Genomic DNA, 17,536 nt, shown 5'->3' on the forward strand with positions numbered 1-17,536 from the left:
CCTGATGGCCGCACACCGCGACGGCCTGCGTCCATCCATCGCCGACGCAGGCCCAAACCGGAGCCATATCATGCAATTCAAATATCTTTGGGCAGCCCTGTTCCTGCTGCCGCTGCTGGCCCACGCCGACGTCACCCTGTACGGCACGCTGGACGAAACCATCGAATCGGTAGGCACCCGTGGTGCTGCCAACGGACAGCCCGGCAGCAGCGTGCGCCGTATCAGTTCGGACAGTTCGCTGCTCGGCTTCAAAGGCCGGGAAGAGCTGGGCAATGGCCTCAGCGCCTATTGGCAAGTGGAAAGCAATCTGTGGCTGGACAGCGCGCCGTCCTATGCCACCTTCGGCACCCGCGACAGCTTTGTCGGCCTGGCCACGCCCGTCGGCAGCGTACAGGCCGGCCTGATCAGCCCGCCCACCCGCGTGGTGGCCGGCATGCTGGATGTCAATCAGGGCAATACCGGCATCGGCATGTCCGGCGCGCTGCTGGGCAAGCTGGGCAATATCCTGTCCACTGACGGCCTGTTGAAAAGCTATGGCAGCGCCACCCCGGCCGACGGCAATGGCAACACCCTGGTACGCACCAGCCCTTTCGACACCCGCCGCAAGAATGCCGTGCAGTACACCAGCCCCAGCTGGCAGGGACTGACCGCCACCGTGGGCTATGACGCAGTGGAAACGCGCGCCGCCGGTGCCAGCCATACCGCCAGCGTGTTTGACCTGGGCCTGACTTATCGTGGCGGGCCGTGGCTCTTGACCTCGGCTTACGAACGCATCGACACCGGTGTGGATGATGCTGCCAGCAGCACAACCCAGTTCCGCCAGGTATGGAACCTGCGCGCAGGTGGCTATTACCGTTTTGGTGAGGTCAGCCGTATCGGCCTGCTGCTTGACCATACCGATGGCCAGCTCACCCCCACTGCCGCCGCCAGTTATCAAGGCAGCAGCCTCAGCCAGAATGTGTGGTATGCCCAGGCCGTTATCGGCGTCGGTGACCATGGACGGCTGATCAGCCAGTATGGCGAGTCCGGCAAGCTGCAAGGCAGCACGGCCAGCGATAGCGGGCGCGCACGCCATGCCGAGCTGGGCTACGAATACGACCTGTCGCGTCATACCACGCTGAAAGCCATTTACTCGCAAATCTGGAACCATGGCAGTGCCGCCTATGATTTCGGCTTCAGCAGTATTGGCACGGTGCCCGCAGGCAGTACGGTACACGGCCTGGCCATGGGGCTGCGCCACAGCTTCTGAATCCAAACCGCTCCCGATGGGCAGATTCTCCTTTCAGCTGCACCATCCTTGTCAGCCACTCCTTGCCGGGTGGCTGTTTTTTTGCCGCCATCTGCCTTTGGGTGCAGGGCCGAACAAACCCATGAAAAGTACAGTAATCAACCTGAAACTTGTATTTCATGGCTGTTGGATGGGCTACATAATGCAGTCAGCAAGCGGAACTTCCACGCTCGTCAGACAATAACAACAGCAAGTGCCAGCTGGCTGCCGTATTTCATTGCTCACGGCACGAATACTTAACTTGTTAATAAAATACATGCAACAGGAGACATTCATGAGTGAGAACACCCTGCTGACCCGGCTGCAGCAAATCCTGCCGGAAATCGCCGCCAACGCGGACAAAGCCGAAGCCATGCGCCAGGTGCCGGAACAAAACATCCGCCTGCTGAAAAGCATTGGCATGCACCGCGCCTTCCAGCCGAAAAAATACGGCGGTCTGGAAATCTCCCTGCCGGAATTTGCCGACTGCGTGGCCGCGCTGGCCGGGGCCTGTGGCGGCACCGCCTGGGCCTTCAGTCTGCTGTGTACCCACAGCCATCAGCTGGCCATGTTCTCGCAACAATTGCAGGACGAAGTATGGGCCAACAACCCGGATGCCACCGCCAGCAGCAGCATTGCCCCGTTCAGCCAGATCGAGGAAGCAGAAGGCGGGGTGTACCTGAGCGGCGAAATGGGCTGGAGCAGCGGTTGTGATCACGCCGAATGGGCCATTGTCGGCATGCGCCGCAAGAATGCCGCAGGCGAACTGGTCTACAGCTTTGGCGTGCTGCCGCGCAGTGACTATGAAATCCGCGACAACTGGTTTGCCATGGGCATGAAGGGCAGCGGCTCCAAGACCCTGGTAATCCGCAATGCCTTCATCCCCAACCACCGTATCGAAGCAGCCAAGGACATGATGGAAGGCCGCTCCAGCGGCTTTGGCCTCTATCCGGACAGCGACATCTTTTACACCCCGTATCGCCCCTACTTTGCCAGCGGCTTTGCCGCCATCAGCCTGGGCATTGCCGAACGCATGCTGCAGGCTTTCAAGGAAAAAACCGCCAACCGCGTACGCGCCTACACCGGCGTCAATGTCGGCACCGCCACCCCGGCGCTGATGCGCCTGGCCGAATCCACCCATCAGGTGGCCGCTGCCCGTGCCTTTCTGGAAAAAACCTGGCAGGACCATGCCGAGCACGGCCGCCGTCATGCCTACCCCAGCCGGGAAACACTGGCCTTCTGGCGCACCAATCAGGCCTACGCGGTGAAGATGTGCATCGAGGCAGTGGACCGCCTGTTCAGCGCTGCCGGTGCCACCAGCTGGATGGAAGGCAACGAGCTGCAACGCCTGTTCCGTGATTCCCACATGACCGGCGCCCACGCTTATACCGATTACGATGTCTGCGCCCAGATCCTTGGCCGCGAACTGATGGGGCTGGAACCCGACCCGAGCATGGTCTGACACCACCCCACAACCAGCCAAAACAAGGAGACAAGGATGACAGACCAAGCATCAGGCGGTGTGGGAGACCCGCGCCTGTTCCGCCGTGCGCTGGGCAATTTTGCCACCGGCGTCACCGTGATGACCGCCTGCGGCCCGGACGGGCAGCAGGTTGGCGTCACCGCCAACAGCTTCAATTCGGTTTCGCTCGACCCGCCGCTCATTCTGTGGAGCATAGACAAGCGCTCCGGCAGCTACCCGGTGTTTCGCGACGCCAGTCATTTTGCCGTCAATATCCTGGCAGCCGACCAGATCGAACTGTCCAACCGCTTTGCCCGGCCGGCCGAGGACAAATTTGCCGGCCTGACCTTGCAGAGCGGGGCCGGCGCGGCGCCGCTACTGGAAGGCTGTGCCGCACGCTTTGTCTGCGAGCGCCATGCCCTGCATGAGGGAGGCGACCACTGGATCGTGATCGGCAAGGTGGTGGCACTGGATGATTTTGGCCGCGCCCCGCTGCTGTATCACCAGGGCAGCTATGCCATGGCCTTTCCCCACAGCCTGCAGCAGAAAAAGGATGCACCGCCACCGGCCAGCGATTCGCTGCAGCGGCGGCTGAACGACAATATCTATTACCTGCTGACCCAGGCGGTACGGGCCTACCAGCACCACTATCAGCCACGCCAGATGGCAACCGGCCTGCGCATCAGCGAGGCGCGCATGCTGCTGGTGCTGGAACATGGGCTGGAGGCTGCGGCCTTGCATGGCGAGGTCAACATGCCGGAGCGCGAAGTGGAACAGGCCATGGAAATGCTGCAACGCAAGGGGCTGATCTGCCGGCAACAGCAGCAATACCAGCTGACCGCGCAAGGCATGCACCAGGCCGAGGCGCTGCACGATCTGGCCGAACAACAGCAAAGGGAAATGCTGGCAGGTTTCAGCGAACAGGAAGTGGCGGCACTCAAGAATATCCTGCGCGCCATCATCCGCCAGCGCTAAGCCCGCCGCGGCAAAGCACGACAAGGGCAGGACGCCAGGCGCCCTGCCCTTGTTGCATTGCCTGCCTACACCATGCGCTGCAAACGCTGGGCCAGTTCCTGCAGGCGGCCGGCCAGGTCCTGCAGCAGGATGTCGATCTGCTCCAGATTACCCGCCTTGCAGGCTTTCTCCAGCTGCTCGCAGTTCCGCCCCACTTGCTGGGCATCGATCAGCCTGGCCGCACCCTTGATCTTGTGCAGGACATGCGCCAGCTCGGCCAGTTGCCGCTCGTGGAACAAGGACTGCGCCTCGGCCAGATCCTGCTCATTGCTGGCCAGCAGCTTGGTGACAAACTTGCGCATCAGCAGCGCATCGCCATCAAACAAGGCGGACAGGCTGCTACCGGCATACACCGGCAGCCGCTGCATGCTGCTGCCCAGGCTGAAACGCAGCAAGGTGGTGTGCAAGGTAGGCAGCGCCACCGGCTTGGTCAGCAGTATGTTGAAGCCGACCGCCATCGCCCGCTGCTGGTCCTGTTCGCTGGGATCGGCAGAAATGCCGATTACCGGCCGCTGATCACCGGCGCTGCGCAGTTGCTGCACCAGGCAGAAGCCATCCAGCTGGGGCATGCCCAGATCGGTCAGCAGACAGTCGAACTGCCCCTGCCGCCATTGTTCCAGCGCATCCTGCCCGTTACTCACGGCCACCACCTTGCAGCCCAGCCGCTGCAACTGGCTGTTGAGCAGGAAAAGATTGGCCAGATTATCCTCGGCCACCAGGACATGCGGCTGCAAACCCTCGGCCCACAGCGCGCCTTCTGGCACATTTTGCGATTCGGCCTGATGACCGTAGCCAGCAGGTCCGGATTCCGACACCCCGGCCAGCGGTTTGCTGGCGAGGACCTGCCTCATCGAAAGCATTTGATTGTTTGACATGACACTGACACCTGTTTTCTGATTATCCAGACACTCCCGCCTCCGGCAAGCTTCAGATCATGTAACGGCCTGCCCGCTTGTACTACACGGCCACACAGCAGCCTGTTTAAGCTTAGAAAGGGGAACGGCATCACTATCCGGGTTATTTCTTAACAAACAATAGGAAGTTTCTGATCATTACGCCGCGCCAGCCGGTGGTGGCAAAATAGTGCCGGCACCAGCCAGTACTGTGGCAAACCTGCCTCAGCCCAAGGCCACGGCCCACGGTCGCTGCGCATGGCCAGCGTGCCGACAAGCACCGATGCAGACAGCTGCGAGACAAAGCGCTACATTGCTGACTGATGGCCACCAGGCCAGCACATTATTGCGGCAAACACGGAGCAAGCATGATTCACCACCAGCATCCCCTGACATCCAGCTGCCTGGGCACGCAGCGTCAGCTATCCAGCTTCCACTTTGGCCAGCCAGGCAGCAGCGCCGGCAAAGCCTATATCCAGGCCTCGCTGCATGCCGACGAACTACCCGGCATGCTGACTGCCTGGGAACTGAAACAGGCACTGCGCGCACTGGAGGAACAGGGGAAAATTGTCGGGGAAATCATCCTGGTGCCGCAGGCTAATCCGATTGGTCATGCGCAGTCGATTCAGGGCTACCAGATGGGTCGTTTCGACCTGGCCAGCGGACAAAATTTCAACCGCCACTATCCGCAATTGACCACGGCAGTCTATGCCGCCGTGAAAGAACAACTGGGGGCGGATGCCAAGGCCAATACCCGCCTGATCCGCGCGGCCATCCGCCAGCATCTGCAACAACTGGCAGAGCCGACCGAGCTGGTCAGCCTGCGCAAAAACCTGATGCTGCTGGCTGCCGACGCCGACATCGTGCTCGACCTGCATTGCGACTGCAACGCCGCCCTGCACGTATACACCGGCACCCCGCTATGGGAACAATGCGAACCGCTGGCGCGCTATCTGCAGTCGCATGCGCAACTGCTGGCCACCGAATCCGGCGATTATCCTTTCGATGAAGCCTGCAGCCAGACCTGGTGGGAACTGCAAGCGCTGTGCCGTCAGGATGGGCTGGAGCTGCCCATCGAAATGGCCTGTCTGTCGGTCACGGTGGAGCTGCGCGGTCAGCATCAGGTCAGCCAGCAGTTGGCACGGCAGGATGCCGCGGCCATTCTGGACTTCCTGCGTTTTCGCGGCCTGATCGCCGCCGACAGCCTGCCAGCACAGCCGGCATTGCCTTATCCGGCCACGCCACTGGCGGGCTCGGAAAACCTGGTGGCGCCCCACCCGGGGGTGGTCAGTTTTCTGGTGGCGCCTGGCCATGTGGTGGCCGCCGGACAGCCGGTGGCGGAAATCATCGACCCCTTGCAGGACAAGGTCAGCATACTCAGCTCGGCGCATGGCGGCATGCTGTACGCCCATGAGCTGCATCCCTATGCCACGGCCGGCATGACGGTGGCCAAGGTGGCCACGGCACAAGCCTTCAAGTCGGGCAAGCTGCTGTCCGCCTGAAAACGCGGCTAGCCTTGCCCGTCGGCGGCGGGCGGCTGGCTGGCGATCGCCTGCAGCAGGCAGGCCGGACACAGGCAGTCGCTGCCCTCGGGCAGCAGCGGCATGATGTGCGGCAGCCGGGCACACCAGCACTCTTCTGCCGCAGCGCCGGCACGACAGCTAAAACTGTCGCCACAAGCCGGGCACTGCTTGCACTGCCCCTGGGGCGGCAAGGCCAGCAGGCGCTTCCACACGGCTTTTTTCTCGAAATCGCTGAAGCCGGGCCAGCCGGCAATTTCCTTGAGGGTACGGCGGCAGCTCAGGCAGCTCTCGCCAGCATCATCCAGCTGGCAGCGCTGCTGGCAGGGAGAAGGAATGGTGTTGCTCATGCCATCACCCCGCTGTCGTGCGGTGGCAGCATGCCAGCCGGCCAGTGCAGGCAGGATGAGGGGAAGGCGGCCTGACGACAGGCGGGGACCGGCATGGCAAGGCCGGAAACACGAGAAGAGAAACGCATGGAGACACAATCTGTAACAAGGGGAACAGCACTAACCCGTCACGCGGGACCAGGCACCCGAAATACAGACGACATGATAACAACGGCATGGCATGACATGGTGATTTAAACCGGTCAATCTGCACTCAGCCATTCAGCTCAGCGCTGGAATAGCCCTTGTTCGCTACCGGCATGCTGTGTATCTGCAAGCTATCCAGCTGCAACAGGCTCAGGCTGCAGCCATACACACCACCGGTGTCCAGATAGCGCACATTGTCGATGCTGCGTACTTCCCGCTGTGGAGTATGTCCGACGCACAGCATGCAGACCCCCTTCACCGGCTGCCGTGGCGTGCCGCGGGCGCGCAGCCGGCACCACATGATCTGTCGCAATAGCCGGCTGCCCTCCTCTCCCCAGGGCTGGGGCAGGGACAGCTGCTCGCGCAGCGCATTCCAGTCGTCCTGCGGACAATCAGCATGCAGCAAGCCGATCAGCCCATGCGGGCTGGGCAGTTCCATGGCCAGTGGCAATTTGCCGAAGGCAGCCCGGTAAGCCTGCTTGTCGGCTTCGTCCAGGCAGATAAACCAGCCGCCACCGTTGTGCAGATAGCGTTCGCAGGCATCGGTATCGGCCAGATCAAAATCCAGCGCCATCTGCTCGTGATTGCCACGCACGGCGTGAAACCACGGTCTGGCCAGCCATTCCAGCACCTGGGGCGACTCCGGGCCGCGATCCACCAGATCGCCCACCGACAACAGGCGGTCACGGCTGCCGTCAAACACCACTTGCTCCAGCAAGGCGCGCAATTCGCTAAAGCAACCGTGGACATCGCCCACGACAAAATCCCTGCCCTGCTGATTGGCCGGCAGGCTGACAAACAACTCACTCATGCGAAATCACACCGATCGGATGGCTATACGGCATCCATTATGCCCGGCTCGCCGGCTGTTGCGGGAAGGAGTCTGGCGTTAGCGGCAATAAAAAACGGCGCCGAGTCGGCGCCGTTGCGATTGCGATATACCGCGAATTACTGGGCTGCGGAAGCGGCCGCCGGTGCAGCTGCGCCGCCACCGATGGTTTGCATGACCTTCCACTGACCGCCTTCCACCTTGTACACGGTGATGCCGCCGTCTTTCAGGTCGCCCTTGTCGTCGTAGGTCCAGTTGGAGGAAGTCACACCGGAGTACTTGATCTTGGCCAGTACCGGCAGGTAAGCCTTGGGATCGGTGGAGTTGGCATCCTTCATGGCCTGGATCAGGGCGCGGGTGGCGTCATAGCCGTACGGCGAGTAGGTGGCTACATCGGTCTTGAAGCGTGCCTTGTACTTGTCGGCGTATTCCTTGCCCTTGGGCATTTGTTCCAGCGGCAGGCCGGCCAGCGAAGCGATGGAGCCTTCGGCGTCCTTGCCAGCCAGTTGCAGGAAGTTCGGGGTCTTGGTCATTTCGCCGGAAATCAGCGGAGCCTTCAGGCCCAGACGCTTCATCTGCTTGGCCATCGGGGCGGACTGGGCATCAGCACCACCGTAGAACACCACATCCGGGTTCACGCCCTTGATGGAGGTCAGGATGGCAGCGAAATCGGTTGCCTTGTCGTTGGTGAATTCGCGCTTGGCAACATCGCCACCGGCAGCCTTGACGGCTTTTTCGAATTCGTCGGCCAGACCCTGGCCGTAAGCGGTACGGTCGTCAACGATGACGATCTTCTTGGCCTTCAGGGTATCCACGACGAATTTGCCCATCACGCTACCCTGCTGGGTGTCGGAGGTCATGGAGCGGAAGGTGTTCTTGAAGCCTTGTGCGGTGAACACCGGCGAGGTCGCCATGGCGATCATCGGGATGCCGGCGTCGGAGTAGATCTTGGAGGCCGGGATGGCGCAACCGGAGTTGAAGTGACCGATGATGCCGGAAACTTTGTCGTCCACCAGCTTCTGGGCCAGTTGGGTAGCGGTTTTCGGATCGGCCTGGTCATCCTGGGCGCTCAGTTCGAAGGTCACCGGCTTGCCACCGATGGTCGGCTTTTCGGCGTTGGCATCTTCGATGGCCAGGGTCACGCCGTTCTTGTATTCCTCACCGTAGTGAGCTTGCGGGCCGGTCAGCGGAGCGGCAAAGCCGATTTTCACAGTGTCGCCACCAGCAGCGGCAGCAGCCGGAGCGGATGCGCCAGCCGGAGCGGCGGCATCATCTTTTTTGCCACATGCAGACAGTGCCAGAGCAGCTGCGACAGCGATGGTAACGGTAGTCAGCTTGGTGAATTGCATCTTGAATCCTCTATCTTTCGGTCTCTCCTGTCCGCTTGTGGCGGACAGATCTCATGCAGCGAGCTTGTTGTAAGTTGAAACGCTGGCGGCATTATTCCAATGCCGACAGCACATGACAAGTGGCGTTTGACAGATTGTCATCATCCCTCCCGCTTTGTGACCAATCTCGCCAAACCACGGCGCGGTCGCGGGAGGGTGAATCATCAGTCACCGATACTCATCAGGCTGGCATTACCCCCTGCCGCCGTGGTGTTGACGCTGACCGCGCGTTCCACCACCAGACGATGCAGGTTGTAGCCTTCTTCACCGGCCAGCAGCAGGGGAATCAGCGCGCCATCGCGTTGCGCCAGTTGCTGGCGCGCCTTGGCGGCGGCATCCCCCTCGTACAGCACGGCGGCCAGCTCGGCGGCCAGCACGTCTTGCACCAGCTCGACATGGCCGGCCAGCGCGCTGGCCAGTTGGCGATTGGCCGGCGAATCCGCCAGCACTGCCAGATTACCGGTGGCCATGACGGCCACCAGTTGCTCGGCCAGCGTCGCACTGCTGCTGGCCACGCACCCTACCTTGCCGCGAGCGGCAAAACAGAGCGTGTTCTTTTCGCCGGTCGGGCCGGGCAGGCTGACCTGATGGTTCAGCGGTGAGGCACGGCGAGCTGCCGCGATACGCGCATCCAGGCCATTCACGCCCAGGCTGGTGGCCAGGCCGGCCAGCTTGTCCAGGCCGGCCAGATCGGCGCTCGCCGGCTGCCAGGCCAGCTTGGGCTGCCAGCGGGCACGGGTCAGGCGATACAGGTAGAACGGGCCGCCAGCCTTGGGACCGGTGCCGGACTTGCCTTCGCCACCAAAGGGCTGCACGCCCACTACCGCACCGACGATATTGCGGTTGACGTAGACATTGCCCACCTTGATCTTGCGGACGATATCGTTGATGGTTTCGTCGATGCGGCTGTGAATGCCGTGGGTCAGGCCGTAACCGGTGCTGTTGATTTCGGCCACGACCTTGTCCAGCTCATTGGCTTCAAAGCGCAGCACATGCAGTACCGGGCCGAACACTTCACGGGTGAGATCAGACAGGTTGTCGATTTCAAACAGCGTCGGCGGCACAAACGTCCCTTGCTGGCATTGCTCGGTTAGCGGGGTCTGGTAGTACCAGCGCGCACGCTGCTTCATCTTGTCGATATGTGCCAGCAGGCCGGCCTGGGCTTCGGCATCGATCACCGGGCCGACATCGGTACTGAGCTTGGCCGGGTTGCCCACGGTGAGTTCGGCCATGGCGCCCTTGATCATGGCGATCACCTTGTCGGCGATATCGCTTTGCAGATACAGCACGCGCAAGGCGGAACAACGCTGACCGGCAGAATCGAAGGCCGAGCTCAGTACGTCAGTCACCACCTGCTCCGGCAGTGCCGAGCTGTCGACGATCATGGCGTTCTGGCCGCCGGTTTCGGCTACCAGCACCACGTCCTCGCCACGCTTGGCCAGGGTGCGGTTAATGATTTGCGCCACTTCGGTGGAGCCAGTAAAGATCACGCCCTGGATGCGCGGATCGCTGGTCAGCGCAGCACCGACAATCTCGCCACGGCCCGGCAGCAATTGCAGCACATCGCGCGGCACGCCGGCTTCGTGCAGCAGACGCACGGCATAGGCGGCAATCAGGTTGGTCTGCTCGGCCGGCTTGGCCAGCACCGGGTTACCGGCGGCCAGCGAGGCGGTCACTTCGCCAATGAAGATGGCCAGCGGGAAGTTCCACGGGCTGATGCACACCACCGGACCCAGCGGCTGATGGGTGGCATTGTCGAAATTGGCGACGATCTGCGCGGCATAGTAGCGGCAGAAGTCCACCGCTTCGCGCACTTCGGCAATGGCATTGCTCAGGGTCTTGCCGGCTTCACGCACCGCCAGGCCCATTAGTGCCGGCATGTGGTCTTCCATCAGGTCGGCCATGCGGTTCAGGCAGGCCGCACGGTCGGCAACCGGGGTATTGGCCCAGCGGGCGGCGGCGGCTTCAGCCAGTTGCAAGGCGCGTTCCACATGTTCCGGCGTGGCTTCGATCACCTGGCCGACGATGTCGGCATGATCGGCCGGATTACGTACCGGCTGGCTGTCGCCGGCGCTGACATCGGCATCACCCAGCAGCGGGAAGGCTGTCCATTGCTGTTGCTCGGAGCCTTGCAGGCCCATTTGCAGCGCGGCCAATACGTGTTCGCTGGACAGGTCCAGACCCTTGGAGTTCTGGCGTTCACTGCCATACAGGGAAACCGGCAGGGCAATCTTGTGATGCGGCTGACCGGCATGGCTGGCGGCTTCCGCTACCTGGTCGGTCACCAGTTCGTCGATGGAGACATTCTCGTCGACGATGCGGTTGACGAAGGAGCTGTTGGCACCGTTTTCCAGCAGGCGGCGCACCAGATAAGCCAGCAGGGTTTCGTGCGAACCCACCGGCGCGTAAATACGGCAGGCCTTGCCCAGATTGTCCTTGCCCACTACCTGGTCGTACAGGGTTTCACCCATGCCGTGCAGGCACTGGAATTCGTAATCCAGGCCCTGACCCAGTTGATAAATGGCCGACAGGCTGTAGGCATTGTGGGTGGCAAACTGCGGGTAGATGGCATCCTGTGCGGCCAGCAGGCGCTTGGCACAGGCCAAGTAGGAAATGTCGGTATACACCTTGCGCGTATACACCGGGTAGCCCGGCAGGCCATCCACCTGGGCGCGCTTGATTTCGGCATCCCAATAGGCACCCTTCACCAGACGCACCATGAAGCGGTGACCGGAACGGCGTGCCAGATCCACCAGATAATCAATAATGAACGGGCAGCGCTTCTGATAAGCCTGCACCACCAGACCAATACCGTTCCAGCCAGCCAGGTCCGGGTCGAAGGCCAGCTGTTCCAGCAGGTCCAGCGACAGCTCCATGCGGTCGGCTTCTTCGGCATCGATATTCAGGCCGATATTGTATTGCTTGGCCAGAATCAGCAGTTCCTTCAGGCGGGCATACAGCTCGGTCATCACCCGTTCACGCTTGGCACGGCTGTAACGCGGATGAATGGCCGACAACTTCACCGAAATGCCCGGACCATCGTAAATACCACGGCCGGCAGACTCCTTGCCGATGGCGTGAATCGCCATCACGTAGTCCTTCATGTAACGCTGGGCATCGTCCTCGGTCATGGCGGCTTCACCCAGCATGTCGTAGGAGAAGCGATAACCGCGTGCTTCACGCTCACGGCCGTTTTCCAGTGCCTGTTCGATGGTTTCGCCAGTGACAAACTGCTTGCCCAGCATGCGCATGGACATGTCCACACCCTTGCGGATCAGCGGCTCGCCGCCCTTGGCAATCAGCCGGGTCATGGCGGCAGACAGGCCTTGCTCGCTGTGCGAGGAAACCAGCTTGCCAGTCACCACCAGACCCCAGGCGGCAGCATTGACGAACAGCGAAGAGCTGTTGCCCAGGTGGGCTTTCCAGTCGCCACGGGAGATCTTGTCGCGGATCAGCTTGTCGGCGGTTTCCTTGTCCGGAATACGCAGCAGTGCTTCGGCCAGGCACATCAGGGCAATGCCTTCGGCACTGTCCAGCGAGAATTCATGCATCAGGGCATCCACCCCGCTGGAGCGGGTACGCTCATGCCGCACCTGGCTGACCAGACGACGCGCCAGCGCCTGGGTGGCAGTGACCTGGGCCGGCTGCAAGGCAGCTTGCGGCAGCAAGGCTTGCACACATTCCTGTTCGTCACGGCGGTATGCGGATGTAATGGCATCGCGCAAAGCGCTCTGGTTTAGGGCAAACACCTCGAATTGCATGGAAAACTCCCGATTTTGTTCGCAGCCCGGTTTGTACCGGTTAAGATTTGCCTATTGTATACAATTGCATTTTTCTTTGTTCGACAATATAAAATATTCTTGTAGCGACATCGCCAGTGACTGGCCGCAGATCAAGGAAAATCAAGCTGCTTGTCCTATTATCGACAACAGACCGCGCATGCCGCTTTGTTGCATGACCACAACGTCAGCTCCCCATGCCGGTCAGAAAACGGCCCAGCACCACAGCCACCCGCCCCTGCAAGTGTTTTAGTCGATTACAGGAAGCCCCATGCAAACCATTTTATTGACCGTCAATGCCAGCCCCTACGGCAGCGAGCGCCTGCTCAGTGCCTTGCGGCTGACCCTTGCCCTGCTAAGCCAGCCCGGGGCAGCCCAAGTCCGGCTGTTTTTGCTGTCCGATGCCGTCAGTACCGCCATCAACCAGCAGACAGTGGCCACACCACCCAATCTGGGAGAAATGTTGAGCGAGGCCATGGCGCTGGGTGCCACGGTACACGTTTGCCGCAGCTGTGCCGATGCGCGCGGCCTGAAGGCAGAACGCTTGTTGCCCGGTGTGCAGATTGGCAGCATGCCCGAACTGGCTGAGTGGACGCTGGCGGCCGACAAGGTGCTCAGCTTCTGATAAAAAAAGGCCTGCCTCTCGGGGGGAAGGCAGGCCAAAGGGCAGTTCACTTCAAGCAACAAGGATTCAGATCGGACGTATCAGCATTTCGGAGCGGACTTCGCGCACGCCCGGCACATTGGCGGCCACTTCCAGCAGATGACGCACGGTATCGCGGCTGGGGCTGGAGCCTAGCAATTTCACCATCCCCGCCTTGACCTGCGGTCGGACCACCGAGCCCGAGCCATCGGCCAGCGGTTTCAGCACTTTATTCAATTCCCAGGCAATTTTTTCATCCGCTGAAATATTCGACACCGCCACATGCTCGGCCACCGGATCAATGGACAACATGTCCATGGCCCGGACCGGATTGATCGGCAACAGCGCCAACAGCATTAATCCAAGATGATTTACTTTCATTGCCATGACTCCCGACAGGTCTGTTTGTCAGCGTGTATTGCAAGCATCATGCCAGCGCAATAAAACCATTAATAATCAATCAGTTGAAACAAACCTGCAGAACAACAGGCCAGCCAGATCCGCCAATCTGTCGCCAGCTGGCGACAAGAAGTGGCACATTGCGCGCCAAGTGGCTGATTTGTATGAAAAAACCCCTGTCGCTGATTGGCGACAGGGGTTGGATGAGACTCTGCCGGTTCAGAAGTCCTTGAAGGCGGCAGCGACCAGATCATGCTTTTGCAGCAGGCGATAAAACTCGGTGCGATTACGATCGGCAATGCGGGCCGCCACACTGACATTACCGGCGCTGACCCGTAGCAGTTTTTCCAGATAATCCCGCTCAAACTGCCGTCTCGCCTCGGCCAACGTGGCAATGCTGGCCATGCCGTCGGAAACCGCCTTCTGCACGGCAGTCAGCGGAATCAGCCCTGAAGTGTTCAACACACAGCATTGTTCAACCGCATTGGCCAACTGCCGCACATTGCCAGACCAGCGCAGGCTGCACAGATACTCCATGGCATCCGGGGCAAAACCGGCCACCTCCTTGCCATAGCGCTCTGCCAGCTGCGCCAGGAAATGCTGTGCCAGCAGGGGGATATCCTCCCGTCGCTCGCTCAGCGGCGGCAGATGCAGGGCCACCACATTCAGCCGGTAAAACAGATCCTCGCGGAACAGGCCGTCGCTGATCAGCGCCTCGAGATCGCGATGGGTGGCTGAAATCACCCGCACATCCACCGCACGCGACTTGCTGGCGCCCACAGGCCGCAGCTCACGCTCCTGCAACACGCGCAATAGTTTGACCTGCAAGGCCAGTGGCATGTCGCCAATTTCATCCAGAAACAGCGTGCCACCCTCGGCCTGGGCAATCAGGCCATCATGTCGTGTCGCCGCACCGGTAAACGCCCCCTTTTCGTGGCCGAACAATTCGCTTTCCAGCAAGTTGTCCGGAATCGCCCCGCAATTGACCGCCACGAAGGGTCCGGCCGCACGCGGGCTCGCCCGATGCAGGGCTCGTGCCAGAATCTCCTTGCCACTGCCGCTCTCACCACGGATCAGCACGCTGGCATCGGTCGCAGCGATCAGCCGCGCTTCCGCCAGCAACTCTTCCATCAGTGGACTGCAACTCACCACTTCGGCACGCCAGTATTCCTGTCCGGCCTGGGATACCGCCGGTGAGGACAGCGACAAGGCCTGCTCCACCTTGCTCAGCAAGGCAGTGCTGTCAAAGGGTTTGACCAGATAGCCAAAGACACCGCGGCTCACCGCCTCCACCGCATCGGGAATCGTGCCATGCGCGGTCAGCATGATCACCGGCAGCGCCGGATAACTCTTCTTCACCAGCTCGAACAAGGCCATGCCATCCATACCCGGCAAGCGCCAGTCTGTCAGCAACACATCAGCCCGCCGCACGGCCAGCGCACTCAAGGCGGCCTCGGCCGATGTCGCCTTGTCCACCAGATAGCCAGCCGCCTCCAGCCGCAAACTCAGCAGCCGCAGCAAGTCGGCATCATCATCAACCAGCAATACCCGTCCTGTTCGCATCATGGTTGTATCTTCTTTTTCTGGGCCTTGTCGGCCATGGACTGTTCGATCAAACGCAAGGCATCCAGCTTGGCAGCCAGTTCATCGGCACGGCGCTGTTGCTCCAGCCATTGCGCATTGGCACGTGCAACAGCCTCCTCATGCCGCCGCCGTTCGCTCAACTGGGCTGACAGCAAGGTCGCCAGCCCGACCAGGCCATCAGACTGCTCCTGACGCACTTGCACAGTCGCCAGATCAAGTTGCTGCTGCAGTCGCGCCAGATCCGGCCGGCCATCGGCATTCAGCAGCTGTAGCGCCACATAGCGCAGGCGCTCGCCGGCGCAGCCATCCTTGCCGGGCAAGGCCGGCTCCCGTCCCCGCCGGACACCGGCCAGAACGGCCTCGGCATCATGACAGACCCTGCCAGATGCGCGCCCCACCGGCGCACTGGCTGCATCCCTGGGAGGTCGGCCCAGAGTGCTGCAGCCGGCCAGCGCAGACAGCAGCAGCATGCCACTCATCCATCTTTTCATCATTGCGCTTTCCTGCTCTGCAATCGTTATTTAACAGCGGCCAACACTGCAGCGCTGCCCTGTGACAGGCGGCAGCAGGGCTTAGTCACGAAGGCCACCAGACACGCAGCCTCGCCCCCTGCGCGGCAGGCAGGCTTTCCACATCGCCGCCCATCAATTGGGCAAAGGTTTTAACCATGGTCAGCCCGATACCACTTCCGGGCAATTCGCCGGCAGGAACTTGCCCGGTATAGAAAGGCTGGAATATCAGGCTACGCTCCTGTTCAGCAATGCCGCAGCCCTGATCGGCAACAACCAGCCATGAGTGATCAGCACTTCTCCCTGCCTCAACAGAAATAAGGCCATTTTCAGGAGAAAATCGTATGGCGTTAGAAAGCAGATTATCAATAATGGTTCGGAATTTTTCCTGATCCACCATCAGTACCACTGCTTGCTCGGGCAGCTGCAGCTGCAATTTTTTTTGACGTAACAAGGGCTGCATGGCGGCTGCCGCCTGCTGCAGCAGCGCACGCACATCATGCGCCGCCATGCTCAGCGGCCGCTCCAGCCAATTGGCCGCATCATGCTGCAGCAAGGCATCCACCCGTTGCCGCAACAAACGGGTATTTGACAGCGTTATGCCCACGATCTCCTGCTGCGAGGGCAATAAGGGGCCGGGTATCTGATCATGCAACAGGGAAGAAGCCTCCTGAATCGCCGCCAGCGGTGTCTTCAGTTCATGTGAAACATGTCGGAAAAAGTTGGCCTTGTCCTGTTCCAGCCGTGCCAGCCGCCCATCCAGCTCGCGCAAGGCGGCCGCCAGTTGCAAGATATCCGCCGGCGCCGACATATCCCAGTGCTGACCACGCTGCCCCTGCGCCAGCCGGCCAATCTTGTCGCGCAGCTGCTGCAAGGGCCGGACCAGCAGCCATGCCAGCAATAGTCCCAGCACGACCGCCAGACACAAGGACAATATCGCCACCCGGTCGGCTTGCTGCCGTTTTTCACGCAAACTACCGTCCCACTGCAGGCGACGTGCCGCACTCACCCGCTTCACCTGGCTATCCAGTTCATTGCCAAGCCGGGACAGCTCCTCATATTGACGCGACCATGCTTCGGCAGCACCGGCAGCACCTTGCAACAGGCTACGCGATTTCACACACCATTCAGCCAGACGGCCACCCAGCTGCTGCAAGCGGACTTCATTCAGTTGCTGCAAATGCCCGGCCAGCTGCTGCAAACTCTGCAGCGCCTGCTTCCCTGTTCGAGCAAATGCCTCCTCGCGCAGGACATTCCACTGACGGGTAGAACGCTCAAACAGATCACTCTGCTCGGCATAGCTGCGTTGCAGCTCTGCCAATCCCTCTGCCTGTTTCTGGCTTTGCTCAACCAGCTCGGCAAGCTGCTGCAAATGCCACCAGGTTTGCACCAGCGCCAGGGATGGAATCAGGGTCACCACAAACAGGCTGGCAACCAGCAAGGTCTTAAAGGACAAATGGCGCAATAGCATCTTGTCTCTCATGCATACAACAGGATGGGCTATTGTCCGCCAGAGTTGGCAGCACAACAAATCGGCAGGGGGATGGCTGGTGGCTGGGCATCAACACCGGAGCCAGCCCCAACGCAAAAAGCCCAGCTCGTTTGAGCTGGGCTTTCAAAGGGGAGTCTGGCGGTGTCCTACTTTCACATGGCGAATGCCACACTATCATCGGCGCTAAGGCGTTTCACGGTCCTGTTCGGGATGGGAAGGCG

At 61.0% G+C, this 17,536-nt stretch carries 14 protein-coding genes and 1 rRNA gene; 5 read left to right on the top strand and 10 right to left on the bottom strand.

Features of this window, described 5'->3' with window-relative positions:
- The first annotated feature begins 70 nt into the window (after positions 1-70).
- The 3 genes from DFR38_RS07595 (at position 71) to DFR38_RS07605 (ending at position 3,704) form a co-directional block, all read left to right on the top strand.
- A complete protein-coding gene (locus tag DFR38_RS07595) occupies positions 71-1,249 on the top strand; it encodes a porin (RefSeq protein WP_158527708.1) in 1,179 nt (392 codons plus the stop codon).
- A 313-nt stretch (positions 1,250-1,562) separates the two neighbouring features.
- Positions 1,563-2,729 carry a p-hydroxyphenylacetate 3-hydroxylase oxygenase component gene (locus DFR38_RS07600; protein ID WP_110313229.1) on the top strand — a complete coding sequence of 389 codons (1,167 nt, stop codon included), beginning with the start codon at positions 1,563-1,565 and terminating at the stop codon, positions 2,727-2,729.
- Between the two features lie 36 nt (positions 2,730-2,765).
- Complete coding sequence (locus DFR38_RS07605; protein WP_110313230.1) at positions 2,766-3,704, top strand: p-hydroxyphenylacetate 3-hydroxylase reductase component; 939 nt, start codon at positions 2,766-2,768, stop codon at positions 3,702-3,704.
- A 65-nt stretch (positions 3,705-3,769) separates the two neighbouring features.
- Here DFR38_RS07605 and DFR38_RS07610 read toward each other — a convergent pair whose 3' ends face one another.
- Positions 3,770-4,594, bottom strand: a complete 825-nt coding sequence (locus DFR38_RS07610; protein ID WP_059285050.1) for a response regulator — start codon at positions 4,592-4,594, stop codon at positions 3,770-3,772.
- 410 nt (positions 4,595-5,004) lie between these two features.
- Between DFR38_RS07610 and DFR38_RS07615 the strand changes: the two genes are divergently transcribed.
- Positions 5,005-6,138 carry a M14 family metallopeptidase gene (locus tag DFR38_RS07615; RefSeq protein WP_059285051.1) on the top strand — a complete coding sequence of 378 codons (1,134 nt, stop codon included), beginning with the start codon at positions 5,005-5,007 and terminating at the stop codon, positions 6,136-6,138.
- A gap of 8 nt (positions 6,139-6,146) precedes the next feature.
- Here DFR38_RS07615 and DFR38_RS07620 read toward each other — a convergent pair whose 3' ends face one another.
- From DFR38_RS07620 to putA, 4 genes are all read right to left on the bottom strand, one after another.
- Positions 6,147-6,506, bottom strand: a complete 360-nt coding sequence (locus tag DFR38_RS07620) for a cysteine-rich CWC family protein (RefSeq protein ID WP_059285052.1) — start codon at positions 6,504-6,506, stop codon at positions 6,147-6,149.
- A 253-nt stretch (positions 6,507-6,759) separates the two neighbouring features.
- A complete protein-coding gene (locus tag DFR38_RS07625; RefSeq protein WP_059285053.1) occupies positions 6,760-7,503 on the bottom strand; it encodes a metallophosphoesterase in 744 nt (247 codons plus the stop codon).
- A gap of 137 nt (positions 7,504-7,640) precedes the next feature.
- Complete coding sequence (locus tag DFR38_RS07630) at positions 7,641-8,870, bottom strand: branched-chain amino acid ABC transporter substrate-binding protein (RefSeq protein ID WP_059285054.1); 1,230 nt, start codon at positions 8,868-8,870, stop codon at positions 7,641-7,643.
- 203 nt (positions 8,871-9,073) lie between these two features.
- Positions 9,074-12,670 (bottom strand): trifunctional transcriptional regulator/proline dehydrogenase/L-glutamate gamma-semialdehyde dehydrogenase, encoded by a 3,597-nt coding sequence (gene putA / locus DFR38_RS07635; protein WP_110313231.1) that lies wholly within the window; start codon positions 12,668-12,670, stop codon positions 9,074-9,076.
- Positions 12,671-12,959: 289 nt separating this feature from the next.
- On the opposite strand from putA, the gene DFR38_RS07640 reads away from it, so the two are divergent.
- Entirely contained in the window at positions 12,960-13,313 is a 354-nt protein-coding gene (locus DFR38_RS07640) for a DsrE/DsrF/TusD sulfur relay family protein (RefSeq protein ID WP_059287150.1), read from the top strand.
- 66 nt (positions 13,314-13,379) lie between these two features.
- Here the strand turns inward: DFR38_RS07640 and DFR38_RS07645 are convergent, their stop codons facing one another.
- The 5 genes from DFR38_RS07645 to rrf form a co-directional block, all read right to left on the bottom strand.
- Positions 13,380-13,712: a BON domain-containing protein gene (locus DFR38_RS07645; protein ID WP_146215947.1), complete on the bottom strand. Its 333-nt coding sequence runs from the start codon at positions 13,710-13,712 to the stop codon at positions 13,380-13,382.
- Positions 13,713-13,949: 237 nt separating this feature from the next.
- Positions 13,950-15,296, bottom strand: a complete 1,347-nt coding sequence (locus DFR38_RS07650) for a sigma 54-interacting transcriptional regulator (RefSeq protein ID WP_059287152.1) — start codon at positions 15,294-15,296, stop codon at positions 13,950-13,952.
- Positions 15,293-15,808, bottom strand: a complete 516-nt coding sequence (locus tag DFR38_RS07655) for a hypothetical protein (RefSeq protein ID WP_146215948.1) — start codon at positions 15,806-15,808, stop codon at positions 15,293-15,295. The genes DFR38_RS07650 and DFR38_RS07655 overlap by 4 nt, the downstream gene beginning before the upstream one ends.
- 82 nt (positions 15,809-15,890) lie before the next feature.
- The gene (locus tag DFR38_RS07660; RefSeq protein ID WP_059287154.1) at positions 15,891-17,294 is read right to left on the bottom strand and encodes a sensor histidine kinase; all 1,404 of its coding nucleotides are present in this window, start codon (positions 17,292-17,294) and stop codon (positions 15,891-15,893) included.
- Between the two features lie 154 nt (positions 17,295-17,448).
- Positions 17,449-17,536, bottom strand: a 5S ribosomal RNA gene (gene rrf / locus DFR38_RS21855); the annotation flags it as partial.

Origin of the sequence: Aquitalea magnusonii (assembly GCF_003202035.1) — a bacterium.
Taxonomy (GTDB): domain Bacteria; phylum Pseudomonadota; class Gammaproteobacteria; order Burkholderiales; family Chromobacteriaceae; genus Aquitalea; species Aquitalea magnusonii.

What these genes read in the sequence shown, in the direction of transcription:
- DFR38_RS07595 (WP_158527708.1), top strand. Translation starts at nt 71, where the DNA reads ATGCAATTCAAATATCTTTGGGCAGCCCTGTTCCTGCTGCCGCTGCTG.
- DFR38_RS07600 (WP_110313229.1), top strand. Translation starts at nt 1,563, where the DNA reads ATGAGTGAGAACACCCTGCTGACCCGGCTGCAGCAAATCCTGCCGGAA.
- DFR38_RS07605 (WP_110313230.1), top strand. Translation starts at nt 2,766, where the DNA reads ATGACAGACCAAGCATCAGGCGGTGTGGGAGACCCGCGCCTGTTCCGC.
- DFR38_RS07610 (WP_059285050.1), bottom strand. Translation starts at nt 4,594, where the DNA reads ATGAGGCAGGTCCTCGCCAGCAAACCGCTGGCCGGGGTGTCGGAATCC.
- DFR38_RS07615 (WP_059285051.1), top strand. Translation starts at nt 5,005, where the DNA reads ATGATTCACCACCAGCATCCCCTGACATCCAGCTGCCTGGGCACGCAG.
- DFR38_RS07620 (WP_059285052.1), bottom strand. Translation starts at nt 6,506, where the DNA reads ATGAGCAACACCATTCCTTCTCCCTGCCAGCAGCGCTGCCAGCTGGAT.
- DFR38_RS07625 (WP_059285053.1), bottom strand. Translation starts at nt 7,503, where the DNA reads ATGAGTGAGTTGTTTGTCAGCCTGCCGGCCAATCAGCAGGGCAGGGAT.
- DFR38_RS07630 (WP_059285054.1), bottom strand. Translation starts at nt 8,870, where the DNA reads ATGCAATTCACCAAGCTGACTACCGTTACCATCGCTGTCGCAGCTGCT.
- putA (WP_110313231.1), bottom strand. Translation starts at nt 12,670, where the DNA reads ATGCAATTCGAGGTGTTTGCCCTAAACCAGAGCGCTTTGCGCGATGCC.
- DFR38_RS07640 (WP_059287150.1), top strand. Translation starts at nt 12,960, where the DNA reads ATGCAAACCATTTTATTGACCGTCAATGCCAGCCCCTACGGCAGCGAG.
- DFR38_RS07645 (WP_146215947.1), bottom strand. Translation starts at nt 13,712, where the DNA reads ATGAAAGTAAATCATCTTGGATTAATGCTGTTGGCGCTGTTGCCGATC.
- DFR38_RS07650 (WP_059287152.1), bottom strand. Translation starts at nt 15,296, where the DNA reads ATGATGCGAACAGGACGGGTATTGCTGGTTGATGATGATGCCGACTTG.
- DFR38_RS07655 (WP_146215948.1), bottom strand. Translation starts at nt 15,808, where the DNA reads ATGATGAAAAGATGGATGAGTGGCATGCTGCTGCTGTCTGCGCTGGCC.
- DFR38_RS07660 (WP_059287154.1), bottom strand. Translation starts at nt 17,294, where the DNA reads ATGCTATTGCGCCATTTGTCCTTTAAGACCTTGCTGGTTGCCAGCCTG.